A 16,479-nucleotide genomic window follows, 5' to 3' on the forward strand; every position below is an offset into this window, starting at 1 on the left:
ACCCGGCTGCTGCTCTATTTTCCGATTTCCTGGGCCCGATCCACGTAATTTCGGACGATCACTTTCCTGCCGCAGATTTCGGTCGGCTCATCATCCGTCAGGCGAGGCAGATAGCATCGGCGGCATACTTCGCTTTTCAAGAAGCCCTGCGGTTCTTTGTGCAAGGCGCGGACTGCATTCATTTTTTCGCCGTGCCAAATCTGGTGTACCGTCTCCGTCGTCGCGTCACCAATGACTTCGCGATTTTCCTCGTCGTTCGAGCACTTCATCACAAGTCCGTCGGCGCCGATAACGAGGCGCTGGTATTGCTGCGGGCAGGTGAAGTTATCCAGATATTGAACGTCAGAATCGTTGCCGAGATAGTCGATCAGCGGATTGAAGGCGACCAGATCCACGTGAGGTGCAAACGTCTCATAGTAAAGATCCGGATTTTCCCTGATCGCCGGCCAGATGCCTTGCACCTTGATGACCGGACGGTGGAGACCACGCTCATCTTTGTACTTCTTGATGTCCTTGATCTTATCGAGTAGCGCCTCGAACTTGATCGGCTTGCGTATCTTCTCGTAGGTCTCACCGGTGCCATCGATCGAAACGGTGATCCAGTCGATGCCGGCATCGACGAGCTGAGCGAAATAGTCTCTGTTGAGCTTGAAGCCGTGCGTGAGGGTCGAGACTTCCTTGATCCCATGGTCCTTGGCATAGCGCACGCAGTCGGCGAAGCGCTTGTGCAGCGTGGCTTCGCCCCGCAGCGACAGACGGATCGCAGGAACCTTGCCGCCGATCTCATCGATGATACGGCAGTAGAGATCCCAGTCCATCCGCGTCGTGTTCACACTTTTCTTGAACTCGTCGCTGATCGTATAACACATCGGGCAGCGCAGATTGCAGATCGATGCCAGCTCGAGATCGACGAGCAGTGGATAGTCCGAAACCTGCTGGTTCAGGGCATATTCTGACCATTTGCGACGGTAATCCGCGTATTCTGCTTCCCAGCCTTCGCCCCGGAACTTGTCGAACGCGGCTTCGCGCTCGACTGTGTCCATCGAGTAATTGCCCTTATTGATCGGAACGTAACGCTCGTTCAATTTACGACTCCTTCATCATCGCGCGCATCCCGGCCGGCAGATCCCATTCCGGCCGCCATCCGAGAACGGCGCGAGCCCGCGAGATATCGGCCCGCACGTCAGGTATTTCATTCCGCCGAACTGTGCAAGATGACACTACAGGTAGATCAGTGCCGGCAGCTTCCTGCAAGATGTCGATTATTTCCTGCACCGAATACGACATTCCGGAGCCGATATTGATGCAATGGTAGCCTTCCACGACGTCCATGGCCTTGGCAAAGGCGCTCAGGACATCTTCAACGAAGATATAGTCACGCCGGGGACTGAGATCCAGGACCTGTATTTCCTGCTTCGCCCGTATCCGGTTCACAAGCGTCGGTATCAGAAATTCGGGTCGCTGCCCTGCGCCATATATATTGAAAAGACGCAGTGCAACCACCGGTATCTGCTCGTGCGTGGCGGCGAACTCACAAAGCTGTTCGGCAAGATGTTTGGAGAGAGCGTAAGGGTTGTTCGGCCTGACCGGATCGCTTTCATGGATCGGCAGCCGCTCGGGCACCCCGTAGATATAGGCGCTTGCGAACACGAGTTTGGCCTTGTGTCGCTTGCACCAGCTCAAAGCGTGTTGCGTTCCGAGAACGTTGGCGGCCATGAAGCTCGGGCCTTGGCTCCAGCTATCCGGGACGAATGTCCTGCCGGCAAGGTGAAACAGCGTGCGCGCCGCCGGAAGCTCCTGCCAAACCTGCTCTTCGCTTATATCTCCATGTGTTCGGTCAAGCGCAAGCACGTCAAAACCGGCCTCCTTGAGCCGTCTGACCAGACGGCTCCCGAGAAAACCGCCAGCACCGGTGACGATGGCATCAACCATTCAAGAACCTGGACCGCATGGATTCGAACTGCTCGATCGCCAAGGCATAATCGTCAGGCCGTCCGATATCGAGCCAATAGCCTGCAAAATCTCGAACCGTGGCCGGCTTGCCGGCCGCAAGAAGATCAAGCATCAACTGATCAAAGCCGTAGGCACCACCTTGTGGTATGTGCTCGACGGCCCTCGAAGACACCATGTAGACGCCCATGCTGACTTTGTATTCGGCCGTCGGTTTCTCTCGAAAACCGGTCAGCAGCCCGGCCTCGCCGGTGTCAAGAACGCCATAGTCTATGCGATGCTGACGCGTCTTGGACGAGATCGTGAATATATTCCCGTCGCGGACGTGAGCATCATGAAAATCGGCATAGTTGAGATCCGTCAGAATGTCGCCGTTCATCACCAGGAAATTCTCCGGCAGATCCTTTATCAGCCGCAGCGGCCCCATGGTGCCAAGAGGTTCGTCCTCGAGCGAATAGTCGATGCGTACACCCCACTTGTCGCCATCCTGGAAGAAAGCCTTGATCAGCTCGGCCTGGTGGTTGACGGCAAGTGTTATATGCTGAAATCCGCCTGATATCAGCTGACGAATGATCACCTCAAGAATAGGATAGTCGCCGATCGGCATCAGAGGCTTTGGAAGCACGACAGTATAGGGCCGCAACCGCGTCCCCATTCCGCCTGCCAGAATGACTGCGCGCCTAGACATTGAAGATATCCGCCTTGTATCTCGCCAGATTCTGCGGCTGACGCAGCCAGTCGATCGTCGCTTTCAGACCATCTTCCAAGCTGTAACGCGGCGAAAATCCTGTCAGAGACCTGATCAGGCTGTTGTCGCAGCACAGACGTTCCACTTCGCTGTTTGCCGGACGCAAACGCTGTTCATCGCATTCGATCTCGACGCTGACGCCGATGATATCAGCGATCAGCCGAACGGTATCGCCGATCGATATCTCGCTGCCGGAGCCGATATTGACCGTCTGTCCGATGGCTTCGTCGCAGGCAGCGAGCGCCAGAAAGCCGTCGCATGTATCCTGCACGAAATTGAAATCCCGGGTGGGCGAGAGCGCACCAAGCTTCAGCGTCGTCCGTCCACTCAGAAGCTGTGAAATCACAGTCGGAATAACCGCCCTTGCAGATTGTCGTGGGCCGAAAGTGTTGAAAGGCCGTGCGATCGTCACCGGTAGGTCAAAACTCGAATGATAACTGTATGCCATCGCGTCAGCAGCGATTTTTGACGCCGAATAGGGCGACTGTGCCTGCAGCGGATGACTTTCGCTGATTGGGACAAAGCGAGCCGTTCCGTAGACCTCGCTGGTCGAGGTCTGGATGACACGGCCAACGCCGGCATCGAGAGCGCCCTGAAGGACATTCAACGTGCCATTAATGTTGGTGTCCACATAGCTGGACGGCGCCTGATAGGAATAGGGAATAGCGATGAGCGCGGCCAGATGAAATATCGTGTCAACGCCTTTAGCGACGGCACGCATTTGTGCTGGGTCGCGAACGTCTCCAAGAATGACCTCGAACTTGCCGCGGTATTCAGACTGGTCCAGCCAGCCCCAGCTGGAAAACGAGTTGTACTGGCAAAGGGCGCGGGCTTCGACGCCTGCCTTTATCAGGGTTTCAACGAGGTGAGAGCCGATGAAGCCGTCCGCTCCGGTCACAAGTACTTTCTTCATTTCAATAGGCCCTCAGAATCGCGGCGGTAGAGCATCTTTACATCCCAAGGCAGTTGGATCGCCGAAATTGATGGTTTTCGTTGCTGGCCCAGCATCTGGATGATCCCGACATTGTCTTCGACTTCGAATCGTATGCCTTCAACCACCGAATAGATCGAAAAACGGCTGGAAATGCCCGCGCGGAGATAAAAGGTTCCGGTGTTCAACAAGCCGGCCGGAATGACGACTTGCGCCCGATAATAACCTGGAGGTCTGGCGTCGAGGCGGCTTACATCGAGTTCCGGATCAGATAGGCTGATGACGGAGGAGTAGCCATCCTCCATCATGACCTGCAGTCCGACTGACAGTCCCGTTAACGGCTCCCGCAGCTCATACTCAACCTCGATGATGAAGTTCTTTGTAAGCTCAACGGTTTGAGCGATCTCGCCGTCTTCATTTTTGATGGAAAGGCGACATATTACGGCCTTGCCGTCGATATCCTGGGGAGCCGCTTCAAAATGCATCTTCCCATTAAGCTCGGGTCGGTCGAAGTAAGCGCGTATGACATCTGAGGTGCTGCCAATGGCAGCCACCTGTCCGTCGGACAGCAGAATGGACTGGGGGCAAAGACTGCTCACCGCCGTCATATTATGACTGACGAACATGATTGTCCGACCCGCCTTGGTCACCTCCTGCATTCGGCCCATGCATTTGTTCTGGAAGTTGACATCACCAACTGCAAGAACCTCATCGACAAGAAGTATTTCAGGGTCGAGATGTGCCGCAACGGAAAAGGCAAGCCGGACATACATGCCCGAAGAGTACCGTTTGACTGGGGTATCGATGAACTCACCGATTTCTGCGAACTCAACGATTTCATCGAATTTCCTGCGGACCTCGGCATGCGTCATTCCGAGAATGGCGCCGTTCAGGTAAACATTTTCACGCCCCGTGAGCTCGGGGTGGAACCCGGTTCCAACTTCCAGCAGGCTCGCAATCCGGCCTCGAATGCCAATGTAGCCCGAGGTCGGGCGCGTTATGCGAGACATCAGCTTCAGAAGGGTCGATTTTCCTGCACCATTGCGGCCGATGACGCCAACGATATCGCCGCGGGAAATCTCGAAAGAGACGTCGTCGAGGGCATGGAAAATATCGTTGTTGAGGCGAGCCTTGTTCTTTCGGTCGGATGCGTAATCCGACATGGAGACATTTGGGTCAGGCAGGTTACGGCGCCGCGCCCACCAGCTTTGAAGGTCGCGATATAAGGTACCGTGATTGATGATTCCCAGCCGATAATGCTTGCTTACATTCTCGGCGCGTACAACGATTTCATTCATCAGACCGTATCCATAGCGGTTGCCTCGGCCCGTGCGAAAAGTATCAAACCGCCAATCATAATCACCAGGGTGGCGGTCACATTCGCCAGGCAAACGCTAAGTGGGAGCGGCGACGCGTCGTACAATGCCCAGCGAAATAGCTGAACCGGTGTCGTCATCGGATTCAGATGATAAAACCATTGATATCGTTCCGGAATTTGGCTGTAGGAGTAGACGACGGGTGTCGCATACATCCAAAGTTGAGCCACGAAACCGACGGCGTAAACCAGATCGCGATATCGGACTGTCAGCGCGGAAACCGCGAGCCCCGCGCCCACACCAAGCGTCGCAACATAGAGCAAAATCAGCGGTGTCGCCAAAACGAAACGCAAGTTGATCACTATTCCATCCTGGCTAAGCCAGAGGACAAAAGAGATTGTAAGCAGAAGCGTGAATTGGATGGCAAATGCGACCAGGCCGCTCATCGCGACTGCGAGTGGTACGACTAGCCGGGGGAAATACACTTTTCCAAACAAGTTCGAGTTTTTCGAAAATGTTTCTGAGTTATTGGTGAGGCAAGCTGAGAAATAATTCCAGATAATGGTGCCGGACATATAAAAAACAAGCGGGGAAATTCCATCGGTGGAGAGATTGGCAATCTTTCCGAAGACGATGTAATAGGTGATCGTCGTCAGTGTCGGTTGTATGAGATACCAAACCGGTCCAAGCACGGTTTGTTTGTAGAAAGTCGTGAAATCCCTTTTAAAGAACATCCAGATAAGTTCACGATATTTCCACGCAGCCGTCAGCCCGACGCCTGTCTTGCCGGACGGCCTGATGATTATATCCCAGGATTCGGTTCCGATCTCGCTTTCCCGCTTCGTCAGGTGACCTGTCATATCAGTATGCTCAAACTCTCCGTTAGCGGTCAGCCGCGCCATATCTTCTAAGGCCTGAGGGGGTTGCGTGGAGCAACCCATGTATCACGCGACTTTAGCGAGGACACGCCCCAAAATGTCTTTTAGACGGTGGTCGAAATCCTCTTGCTTCCACAAGGAAGCTCTTTCAAGTCCCTTTTTGATCAAAACGGAAGATAGGGCTTCGTCTTCCCACAGGCGGCTCATCGCTCTTTGTATTTCCTCAACGGATTGGGGCGAGAAATAAAGCGCTGCGTCACCGCACTGTTCACGCATTCCATACTTGTCTGAGATCAAGACGGGACAGCCACAGACCATCGCTTCAAGAGGCGGGATGTTTGTCGGGCCGAAAAAAGTCGGCATGACCAACCCTCTGGCACGACGATAAAACCCAGCCAGATCCGAATCCGGCACATAACCGACGAAGTGAACAGCTTGGGATAGCCCAAGCTCGCTTGCCATCGCTTTGACGGCCGCATATTCGCGCTGTGTGTTGCCCGCCAAGACCAGTTCCATGTCCAAATGAGTCGCGCGCGCGGCTGCCAGCGCTTCTATAAGCCGCAAGTGATTCTTGTGAGGCCAGAATTGCGCCGGATAAAAATAGAATTTTTCCGGAAGTCGGTATCGTTCGGCGAAGGCGGGCGTCTCAACCGAATCCGTAAGATAGTTCGGAGCGATATAAGGCAGCGGATACATGTGATCTTCTGGCGTGCCGTAGCTTTCCATGACATGCCGCCGCCCGGTTTCGGAATCGACGAGCACGGCAGCACTCTGGTTCGCAAGGTGACGAAACCGGCTTTCTCTCAGCTGAAAGCGCAACCAGCTTCCGGCTTCCGGGAAGCTGCGTTCGTATCTGTGCATCAAATCGTGAATGGTTGCGATCGAGGGCTCCTTGATCTGCCAGGTCAGGGCGTCTTGAGCCGGGAAAATCCACAGATCACATTGGAGAGATGCCAACTCCTGCACAAGCGGGTTCACCCATCTCGCGACGACACGCGCTACGGAGCCGGGCAGAGCCATGAACAGCTTGGCAAGTGTCTCGCCCCGCTTCCAGTGCTGCAGCGGCACGGCCTTCAGCGGGCTGGCATCAAGTTCAGAGCGCCAGGCTTCGTCCCCATAGGCAACGATGACCTCCACGTCCGTGCCGTTGATTGAAGACAGGGCCTGCACGAGGCTTTGCGCGTACTGGAACATACCACCAGCATGGCGGCCTACTCCGAGATAGAAACCAATCCTCTTCCGACGCAAGGTAATTCGGCTGTCCAAATGTATCGCCAACAGTCAGCCCGCGTTCTTGCGCGCTACGACACAGACGCCCCAGGTTTCGGTCCCCGGAGTCGAACCGGACATCCACTCTTCGGCAATCACACGGCTCATCCCCGCATTCGTCAGGAGGCGGTCTATCTCGTTCAGGAAGAGGTAGCGCATGCGGTGGGTTTCGCAAACCATTTCGGTCTTGGCGCTCAGCTTCTCCGTCGCGAAGATCGTGTAATTGACATCCACGACGTTCTCGGCGTCATGAACGACCGACTCTCCGACGCGAACGACGGAAATCTCATCGTTTTCCAAGCGTTTGACGCGGGTACTCGGCCGCTGCCAAAGGACTGCTGGTCCGTACCAGAAGTCGAATATGAAAATTCCGCCATCTTCGAGATGATGGGAAATAGTCTCCATCATCGCTTCGAGATCGGCATCGGACGTCTGATAGCTCAGAACATGAAAAAGGGAGATGACCGCCTGGAATCGCCGATCCGTCCGGAATGTGCGTGCATCGCCCAGCGTGAAATCAAGTTTGCCGCCCGACTGTGCCGCCTTCGGCATGGCCGCCGCAAGCATGGTTTCCGACAGCTCTACCCCCAGCACCCCATATCCGGCTTCTGCGATCTTCTCGGCGTGAATGCCGGTGCCGGAGCCTAGCTCCAGAATCTGCGAGATTGGGCCGGTGGCATAACGCTCCAGCAGAGCTTTCACATAAGCTGTTTCGCCCTCGTAATCCTTGTCCTTATAGAGAAGGTCGTAATACTGGGAGTACAATCCGAAACTGGTCGTCAACGGATGACCTCCGCTACGATACCCGCGACTTCGCGAATTTGATCTTCCCTCAGCGCCATGCCGCTTGGAATATAGAAGCCGCGGCGCGCAAGCTTTGCGGCGACGGGAAGATCTGCATCCTTGAAGAAGCCCATCTTCTGCAGAACGGGCTGCTCGTGCATCGGCCAGAAAAACGGACGGCAGCCTACGCCTTTAGCCGCCAATCGTTTCATCGCTTCGGCTGCGTCGAAATCGATCTCGTCCTTCAGCACGATGCCATAGACCCAATAGATATTCCGGGCATAGCTTGCCTCAGGCAACGGCAGTTGAATGCCGGGCAGATCCTGAAGCAGCTCGGTATACAGTCTGCCCATCGCACGTTTGCGCTCGACGAATTCCGGAAGGCGCTCAAGCTGCGCGCAACCCAGAGCCGCCTGCATATTCGTCATACGCATATTCCAGCCGAGTTCCTCGTGAACGAAGCGGCGGGCAGGCAGGAAGCAGAGATTTCGCAGGCTCCGGGATCTGTCGGCGAGGGCGTCGGAATCGGTGACGATCATGCCACCTTCGCCTGTGGTAATGTGCTTATTGGGATAGAAGCTGAAAATGCTGACATCGCCGAAACTGCCGCAAGGCTGGCCGTTATATGTCTGGCCATGCATTTCTGCAGCGTCTTCGATGATCTTGAGGTTGTGGCGGCGGGCGATCTCGTTGATCGCGGCCATATCGCAGGGCAGGCCATAGATATGCACCACCATGATGGCGCCCGTCTTCGGCGTAATAGCTGCTTCGATCTTCGTCGGATCGATATTCCAGGTTAGAGGATCCGAGTCCACCGCAACCGGCACACAACCAGCTCTCACGATGGCTGCGGCGCAGGAAATGATCGTGAATGACGGCATGATGACCTCAGTGCCTTCCTCCAGGCCAAGTGCCATCATGCCAGCGTCGAGAGCCATCGAACCGTTCGCAACGGCGATTGCGTGCTTGCGCCCGACAGTCGCGGCAAACTCACGCTCAAAACGTGTGATGAAGGGGCCTTCGGAGGAAATCCAGCCGGTCTCGATACATTCCAGCAGATACTTGCTCTCGTTACCATTCAGCAGCGGTTCATTAACCGGAATCATTCGGCACCCTTTATCTTCAGTTCCCGCACTGACGGTACAAATCGCGTCTTGTCGGATTCCCCGGCGTAAGGCCCCTGCTTGACTTCGATGATTTCAGCTTCTTCGATAATTTCAAAACCATGTCCGCCGAAGGCGAGCAGTATGACGTCGCCTGCGCGCAGGATCGCGCTTTCGTAGTATTCCTGCGCGTCGGAATAGAAGTCCACGCGGACAACGCCCGACTTTATAAGCAGGACTTCCTTCGTATAGAGGACCTCGCGCGCAACGGCATTGTGAACGTGGGGTTGGATGACATAGCCAGTCGGTCGCTTCATATAGGCAAGTTGCTGCGAAAATTCGTCCGGCGTGAAAAATTGGATACCATCGAACGTGTAGTTCGACCGCAATATCATGGCCTGCAGTTCGCCACCGTTCGTGATCTTTTCTATCATGTTTCTCTTTCCCAAATCGACCGATGCGTCAGGATGCCGCCAAACCGACTACTTTGCGTATGCGCTTGACCCCGGCCGAGAATACGAGCTTGTAAAAATCATTCATCCGCTGGCGGCGCATCTTTGCGAAAAAGCCCAACACGCGCAGTCGCATTTGTTCGTTAACTTCAACGGGGATCTTTTGCAATTTCCCCGGCGCATGCCCGAGGTTGCCGGCGTAATAATCGACATCGCTGCAGTGGACTCCGCTGTCGTCAAACCCTGAGTTCTCCACAAGGCTCTGGCGAGGGTAGAGGGTGAGCATATTGTCCAGATAAGCGCTGGCATGCCACCTGATCGCCCAAGATTGATTCTTGCCTTTGACTTGATTGCGCAGCATCGCCAGGAAAAAGGCGTTCCCATCGTAGTCGAAAGCTTTGGCAAGGCCTTTCTCTTTCAGGCCTATCAGAAGCTTAGCCCCATTGGGTTCGAAATGTTTCCATGCCCGGGCCCACGTGGCCCATCCCCAACAGTCCGCCCCACGTAGGAAATAGCTCTCGGGAGCATCGTCATTGGGGACTGGATAGGCGTAACCGTGAATGCTGGCGACGCGCTCCTCATCTGCATAAAGATCCAGCCCCTGGTTCATATAGCGCAAGAAGTCAGGCGAGGTTATCAGGTCATCCTCGACGACGATGACGCGGCCATATTGTTCGCACAGGCGCCCAACCCCATCGATGATAGAACCTGCAAGGCCATAGTTTCTTTCACGTTCGACGACGGTGACCGACTTGAAACCCGTTACCGTCTTTGCCTGTTCACGGACCTGGCGCACGCGCTCCGCTTCTTTTTCATTGCGCTGACCGTCGCAAAAAATGAACAGCGGCGTCTGTTCCGCCAATTCGTTTGCCTGCAATGCAGCGACGGTCCGTGCCATATGCATGGGACGATTGAAGACAAAAAGTATGACTGGTGCGCATTCCATGATTATTCCCAGCATTTCCTGCGTTGCGCAAATTGCTCGAGTCTATGTACGAATAGGGTCTCGGCTTCGAGCCGCTCCGTGTCGATCGCTTTTAGCTGCTTACGCCCTTTTTCGATCAGATCAACTGCCACCGCAGGATCCCGAATGCGCAACATTGCGTCGGCCCACTGCTCTGCGTCATTAGCGTCGGCAAACAACGCTGCATCGCCGACCTCTTCATTGAGGTGCGCCGAATAGATCAACGGGCGGCCGACTGCCCAGGCTTCCAACGGCGGTAGATTGGTCGGGCCAAAATAAGTCGACATCACGACGGCCAGAGCGCCTTCGTAAAGCGCGCGCATGTGATCGACCGGCACAAAGCCGAGAAACGTCACATTGTCAGAGACGCCTAACCGCTGCGCTTGCTGCTTGATCCGGGCCAAATTACCGCGGTCCGCACCCGAAAAGACCACGCGTATGTCGGAATTAACGGCCGTCTTTTGCTTTAACAACGAGACCGCTTCAAGAATGCGTATATGGTTCTTATGAGGCCAGAATTGCGCCGGATAGAAATAATAGCCATCCCTCAGCCCGTAATTGCCGAGCACGGCTGTGCGATCGATCGAATGCGCTTCACCTAAGAACGGAGAGGGCTCGAACGGCATCGCAATCATGCGCTCTTCGTCAACTCCGTAGCGAACGACAATCCTCTTCAGGAGCTGATGTGATGCCACCATGACGGCGACGGCACGTGGCAGGCATGTGGAAAAGTGCCGCTCGCGTTCTTCGAATCTGCCATCGGAGCTCACTTCCGGAAATTCGAGATCGTCCCGATGACAGAGATCAAGGACGGTCGTGATGTAGTTGAGCTTGCGGAAATAGTTCGGAGTTGAGGAATGGGTAACGAAATACGCCAGATCCATGCCCGCTTTCAGCAGCGCATTTTCGATTTTGTTTGCCATCCACGCTTTGCCAATTTCCTTGCGGCTTAAGCGGCGCAACACGGCGAGTGCAATTCGAGATAGCCTTCCGGGGACAGGCAGGTATTCTGCGGGAACTCCAAGCCGCTTGAGATGCTGCAGATTGGCTTTGATCGTCGTGAAAGCCACGACCTCATGCTGTTTTCCGATGATACGCTGGAGTTGTACGATCGCATTGATTGCTTGATTGAATCCGCCACCGACCTGAATCGGGTTTTCTAACAAGATGCAAATTTTCATGCTTTGACTAACCTCAGCCTCCGCGCCAGCGGACGGCTACTTCACATTTCGATCAGGCCGGAGAACCGCGTCGTTTTTCACAGATAATCTGACACAGCGGATCTCGCTCCTCAATTTCTCGTCCCCTTTGTAAAGGGTCGCAGCCAGCGGATGCTGTCACGAATTGATCGTCACGGAGATCCGCAAAAGGGCGCTCTCACCAATTGGCGCGAGGGGCCATCCGCGTCATCCATTCAGTTGCACCTAATTAATTCCTGGTATTGGCCTTAGCATATCCTGCGATCACGACAACACCCACAACGGCCCGGTCACAAGGCAAATTTGGACCTGTTTGAAGGGTGTCGTTGCAATCTTGAGACAGTGATCGACAATTTCTTCTATGGTGCTTGAATGGCCATCACGGAGGTAAGGTTTTCAAGATTGCCGGCACAGGGGAGCGCATCGAGGTTGACGACTGGTTCATCGTGAAGCGCAAGCACGAAATTCGCACCGATGAAGCCGGCTCCTCCCGTCACCAGGATCATATTTACCCCTTGGACATCTGACAAATGAAAGCTCTAGTCTCATTGTGCCAGTCTCACGTCAGCCGAAGAGATCGACGATGCTCATTTCGCCGGCCTGGCTACAGTTACATGGGGGTTGCACTCGTTCGGCCGTTTCCATAAACACGACCCGAAGATTGTATCGAAAGACGATGTGAAAAAATGACAAAAACCGCGCTTATTACTGGGGTGACTGGTCAGGATGGTGCCTATTTGGCCGAATTGCTTCTGAGCAAGGGCTATACGGTGCACGGTATCAAGCGGCGGTCCTCGTCTTTTAATACCGGCCGCATCGAACATATCTATCAGGATCCGCATGAGGCACATCCTCGCTTCATTCTCCACTATGGCGATATGATCGACTCGACCAACCTGCTGCGGATCGTGCAGCAGACGCAGCCCGATGAAATCTACAATCTTGCCGCACAAAGCCATGTGGGTGTCAGCTTCGAAACGCCTGAATATACGGCGGATGCCGATGGCGTCGGGACGTTGAGGTTGCTCGAAGCGATCCGTATCCTGGGGCTCGAGGAAAAGACCCGATTCTACCAGGCATCGACCTCGGAACTCTACGGTCTTGTGCAGGAAGTGCCGCAGAACGAGAAGACGCCCTTTTACCCGCGTTCTCCCTATGCCGCAGCCAAGCTCTATGCCTACTGGATCGTCGTGAATTATCGCGAGGCCTACGGCATGCATGCGTCGAACGGCATTCTTTTCAATCACGAAAGCCCGCTTCGCGGCGAAACCTTCGTCACGCGCAAGATCACGATGGCGGTGGCTGCCATCCATCTGGGGCGGCAGGATAAGCTTTTCCTCGGCAATCTCGACGCCAAGCGTGACTGGGGCCACGCGCGTGAATATGTCGAGGGCATGTGGCGCATGCTGCAGCAGGACAAGCCGGATGACTACGTCTTGGCGACCGGTGAGACGACGAGTGTCCGCCAGTTTGTGGAGTGGGCTTTTGCCGACGTGGGCATTGCTTTGGAGTGGAAGGGGTCCGGCGTCGACGAAAAGGGTTATGACGCCGCGTCCGGTGCCTGCCTTGTGGAAATCGACCCGCGGTATTTCCGCCCGACGGAAGTCGACCTATTGCTTGGCGACCCGACCAAGGCACGTCAGAAATTGGGCTGGCACCACAAGACTCCGGTTCGCGAACTCGCCGCCGAAATGGTGCGGGAGGATGTCAAGCACTGGAAGGCTCAAAACAGCCGGAGAGAGATCTGAGTGTCCGACCTGTCCAACAAGAAAATCTGGGTCGCCGGTCATCGCGGGATGGTCGGCAGCGCGCTTGTGCGCAGGCTTCACTCAGAAAACTGTACTGTCATCACGGCAACGCGACAGGAGCTTGATCTCAAACGGCAGGACGAGGTCGAGAGATTCGTCCAGACGAACAGACCGGATGCGATCATCCTCGCTGCTGCAAAGGTTGGCGGTATTCTTGCGAACGATACCTTCCCGGCCGATTTCCTCTACGATAACCTGATTATTGAGGCCAATATTTTCGAAGCCGCGCATCGTAACGGCGTCGACAGGCTTCTGTTTCTGGGCTCAAGCTGCATTTATCCTAAATTCGCGCCGCAGCCGATTTCTGAAGATGCGCTTCTGACCGGACCGCTTGAGCCGACCAACGAGTGGTATGCTGTCGCCAAGATTGCCGGGATCAAGCTGGCCGACGCCTACCGCAAGCAGCACGGACGCGATTATATTTCTGCCATGCCCACCAACCTCTATGGTCCGGGCGATAATTTCGATCTGCAATCAAGTCACGTTCTGCCGGCGCTAATTCACAAGGCGCACCTCGCAAAGGTGACGGGGGCATCCGAAATTGCCATCTGGGGAACCGGAAAGCCACGACGGGAATTCCTCCACGTTGACGATTGCGCTGATGCGCTGGTTTTTCTGTTGAAGAACTATTCGGACGCGCAGCACGTCAATGTCGGTTCGGGAGAGGACATTGAAATCATCGAGCTCGCGCGGTTGGTTTGCCGCGTTGTCGGTTACGAAGGAAAAATTGCCCACGACCTCTCCAAGCCTGACGGGACGCCGCGTAAGCTCATGAGCACCGACAAGCTGAAGAACATGGGCTGGAAGCCACGCATCTCGCTGGAGGAAGGTATCCGCGCCGTGTATGATTGGTTTCTGCAGTTCGAAGGAAACGCCGCCGTGGCGCGACAATAGCTGTCGGGCATCCAGAACTCCAAAGGCCGGCGATTGGCGTGACGTGTGAGCCGTCAGCTGTAGCCGACGTGGCTGCTACCCTTGATCGAGACGATGGGGTATGCCGAAAGTCCGGACTTGAACACCAAGTTCACCGTCGTTCCCGGCGCCTGTCCGCTCAATCTCATGGAGAAGCGGAAGACGTTCGACCAGCGTTCGGCTGAGAACTTGCAGTTCGTTCGGATTGCCTGGCGTGCGGCGGTACCAGGAAATCGAGGAGACCGTCGCCCCTTAGGTCGGCGGTTCTCTTTTCCAGAATGTCACCAATCAGGGTCGTCAGAAATTCTGCTGTCAGATGGTTCCAGTCTGTGATGAACGGAACACCCCTGCTGCTCGTGAGGCATTTCTCCTTGTCGTAATCGCAGTGAAGCTTGACGATATCGACGTAGGTGAACGCTAGATTGGATGGGAAAAATGGCAGTTGCTCTAAAGGCTGGTTGGCCGGCGGATAGGTCGCTTCCCGCAGGCATATAGAGGCATCGGATTTTCTCTGAAACATGAGCCCCAGGCACGAGTGTAATTCGTCGAGCTGGAAATAATTTCCGAAAACGAAAACTCGCGCGTCATCCGAGTGGCTTTTCATCCAGGAAAGAAGCTCAAACCTGAAGGGGTTGACGGTGTACTCGAACGGCCGAAGGCTCGTGAGGAAGATCGCTTTCGTTCGGCTGAGCAATGACTTGTCGTTGATAAATTTTTCAAAGGGAATGCAGTATTTATCGTAAATGCTGGCGCGAGAGGGGGCGCTGACAATATCGTTCTTGATCTCTACCATGCAGTTTAAGTAGCTGACTGCCACGACTTGATATCGGTCGATGTCGATGTAATTTTTCAGCGCGATCGACCAGTTTCTGGCGTGCGAGTCCCCAATTATGAAGATAATGGGCTTCGCAGCTTGAATGTTGTTGTTCAAGCTTAGAAAAGTGCTTTCGAGCCGTGCTTCGTTCGCCTGCGCGAGAGGTGGATAAATTTGATCCAACCTGTGAGGAAAACCGGCCATAGAGATTGCTGACACAACTGCAGCCGTGATGGTTGCAACTGATGAGCTCAGGGTGATCCAGAGAGCGCGGCTTCTCCTGGTGTGGCGAAGGGGCTTTTCGATAACGACAAAGCTCACGACCGCGACCAAGACCGTCGCTGCGATGGCGAGGAGCTTATCGCCGTTGTTGAGATTCAAGCTTGTCAGCCGCAAGAAGGCGAAGACCGGGTAATGCCACAAATATAAAGAGTAGGATACCAGTCCGGTGAGCGCCGCCGGTCGAGAAGCCAACAGGCGCCCGACTGCGTCCTGATGACCGGCAAATGCGAGCACCAGACAGGTCCCGATGACTGGGATCACAGTCAACACGCCGGGATGAACCGTGTCCTTTCTGAACAAGATCAGTGAACCAACAACGAGGACAAGCCCGGCCGCCGCGAGTAACGGCCGAGGGCGAGTTCGTCCGCGCCTCACCTGGTGATAGGCGAGAAGTGTTCCGGCCAGCAGTTCCCAGGTCCGGGTGAGTGGCGAGTAGAAGGCCTGCTGCTGATCATACCGTACCGTCACCACACACAATACAAAGCTGAGGGACGCCACGAGCAACACGCATGGCAAAAACCTTGATTTCAGGTATCGGCGTGTGATCAGCAATAAGAGCGGGAACCCGATATAGAACTGCTCTTCGACGCTCAACGACCAGGTGTGAAGAAAAGGCTTGAGAAGGGTATTGGGCTCCCCGTACTGAGCCGCAGTAAAATAAAAATAGATATTCGATCCAAATAGGAGCGTCGAACCTATGGAATTCGCGTAATCCAGCAGTTCCGATGGTAATAAAAGGTAATATGCGAAAGGAATTGTCGCGAAAATGACTGCGAACAACGCAGGAAGAATTCTTCGCGCACGCCGAGCGTAGAACTTAAGGAAATCAATACGCCCGGTTGCTTCGATTTCTGTCAACAAGATTTGGGAAATCAGAAAGCCGCTGATCACAAAAAACACATCGACGCCGATGTATCCGCCTCGCAGCAACGTGTGGCCGGCAACCGTGAACTCGGCGTGATACAGAATAACCGCGATCACCGATATGGCTCTTAAGCCATCGATCTCTGGTCTGTAAACCTTCAATGCTAGCGCCTGCCTTCGATATCGAGAGCGTAACTTTGTCGCGC

General features: G+C 54.8%; 15 protein-coding genes and 1 pseudogene. 2 read left to right on the forward strand and 14 right to left on the reverse strand.

Annotated features, from left to right (window positions below; all coding sequences use genetic code 11):
* Positions 1-14 precede the first annotated feature (14 nt).
* The 13 genes and pseudogenes from BA011_RS23940 to BA011_RS42045 all read right to left on the reverse strand — a co-directional run.
* Complete coding sequence (locus BA011_RS23940; RefSeq protein WP_003545680.1) at positions 15-1,085, reverse strand: radical SAM/SPASM domain-containing protein; 1,071 nt, start codon at positions 1,083-1,085, stop codon at positions 15-17.
* A 1-nt stretch (position 1,086) separates the two neighbouring features.
* Positions 1,087-1,932, reverse strand: a complete 846-nt coding sequence (locus tag BA011_RS23945; protein ID WP_065282265.1) for an NAD-dependent epimerase/dehydratase family protein — start codon at positions 1,930-1,932, stop codon at positions 1,087-1,089.
* Complete coding sequence (locus BA011_RS23950; RefSeq protein WP_003545678.1) at positions 1,925-2,638, reverse strand: nucleotidyltransferase family protein; 714 nt, start codon at positions 2,636-2,638, stop codon at positions 1,925-1,927. The genes BA011_RS23945 and BA011_RS23950 overlap by 8 nt, the downstream gene beginning before the upstream one ends.
* Positions 2,631-3,611, reverse strand: a complete 981-nt coding sequence (locus tag BA011_RS23955; protein WP_065282266.1) for an NAD-dependent 4,6-dehydratase LegB — start codon at positions 3,609-3,611, stop codon at positions 2,631-2,633. The genes BA011_RS23950 and BA011_RS23955 overlap by 8 nt, the downstream gene beginning before the upstream one ends.
* Positions 3,608-4,927: an ABC transporter ATP-binding protein gene (locus BA011_RS23960; protein WP_065282267.1), complete on the reverse strand. Its 1,320-nt coding sequence runs from the start codon at positions 4,925-4,927 to the stop codon at positions 3,608-3,610. The genes BA011_RS23955 and BA011_RS23960 overlap by 4 nt, the downstream gene beginning before the upstream one ends.
* On the reverse strand, positions 4,927-5,805 hold the full coding sequence (locus BA011_RS23965) for an ABC transporter permease (protein ID WP_065282268.1): 879 nt from the start codon (positions 5,803-5,805) through the stop codon (positions 4,927-4,929). The genes BA011_RS23960 and BA011_RS23965 overlap by 1 nt, the downstream gene beginning before the upstream one ends.
* Positions 5,806-5,889: 84 nt before the next feature.
* Complete coding sequence (locus BA011_RS23970) at positions 5,890-7,089, reverse strand: glycosyltransferase family 4 protein (protein WP_237352526.1); 1,200 nt, start codon at positions 7,087-7,089, stop codon at positions 5,890-5,892.
* Positions 7,090-7,104: 15 nt separating this feature from the next.
* Positions 7,105-7,875: a class I SAM-dependent DNA methyltransferase gene (locus BA011_RS23975; protein WP_065282270.1), complete on the reverse strand. Its 771-nt coding sequence runs from the start codon at positions 7,873-7,875 to the stop codon at positions 7,105-7,107.
* Positions 7,872-8,981, reverse strand: a complete 1,110-nt coding sequence (locus BA011_RS23980; RefSeq protein WP_065282271.1) for a DegT/DnrJ/EryC1/StrS family aminotransferase — start codon at positions 8,979-8,981, stop codon at positions 7,872-7,874. Before BA011_RS23980 ends, BA011_RS23975 begins: the two co-directional genes overlap by 4 nt.
* Complete coding sequence (locus BA011_RS23985; protein WP_017967130.1) at positions 8,978-9,412, reverse strand: hypothetical protein; 435 nt, start codon at positions 9,410-9,412, stop codon at positions 8,978-8,980. Before BA011_RS23985 ends, BA011_RS23980 begins: the two co-directional genes overlap by 4 nt.
* A 28-nt stretch (positions 9,413-9,440) precedes the next feature.
* Positions 9,441-10,376, reverse strand: a complete 936-nt coding sequence (locus BA011_RS23990; RefSeq protein ID WP_065282272.1) for a glycosyltransferase — start codon at positions 10,374-10,376, stop codon at positions 9,441-9,443.
* 2 nt (positions 10,377-10,378) lie between these two features.
* Positions 10,379-11,575: a glycosyltransferase family 4 protein gene (locus BA011_RS23995; RefSeq protein WP_065282273.1), complete on the reverse strand. Its 1,197-nt coding sequence runs from the start codon at positions 11,573-11,575 to the stop codon at positions 10,379-10,381.
* A 398-nt stretch (positions 11,576-11,973) separates the two neighbouring features.
* Positions 11,974-12,099: pseudogene (locus BA011_RS42045) on the reverse strand (NAD-dependent epimerase/dehydratase family protein); the annotation flags it as partial.
* Positions 12,100-12,279: 180 nt separating this feature from the next.
* Here BA011_RS42045 and gmd point away from each other — a divergent pair.
* Complete coding sequence (gene gmd, locus BA011_RS24000; RefSeq protein ID WP_065282274.1) at positions 12,280-13,341, forward strand: GDP-mannose 4,6-dehydratase; 1,062 nt, start codon at positions 12,280-12,282, stop codon at positions 13,339-13,341.
* The gene (fcl, locus tag BA011_RS24005; RefSeq protein WP_065282275.1) at positions 13,342-14,295 is read left to right on the forward strand and encodes a GDP-L-fucose synthase; all 954 of its coding nucleotides are present in this window, start codon (positions 13,342-13,344) and stop codon (positions 14,293-14,295) included.
* Between the two features lie 163 nt (positions 14,296-14,458).
* On the opposite strand, the gene BA011_RS24010 is transcribed toward fcl, so the two are convergent.
* Complete coding sequence (locus BA011_RS24010; RefSeq protein WP_065282276.1) at positions 14,459-16,435, reverse strand: acyltransferase family protein; 1,977 nt, start codon at positions 16,433-16,435, stop codon at positions 14,459-14,461.
* Positions 16,436-16,479: the final 44 nt, after the last annotated feature.

This window comes from Rhizobium leguminosarum (assembly GCF_001679785.1).
GTDB classification, from domain to species: domain Bacteria; phylum Pseudomonadota; class Alphaproteobacteria; order Rhizobiales; family Rhizobiaceae; genus Rhizobium; species Rhizobium leguminosarum_R.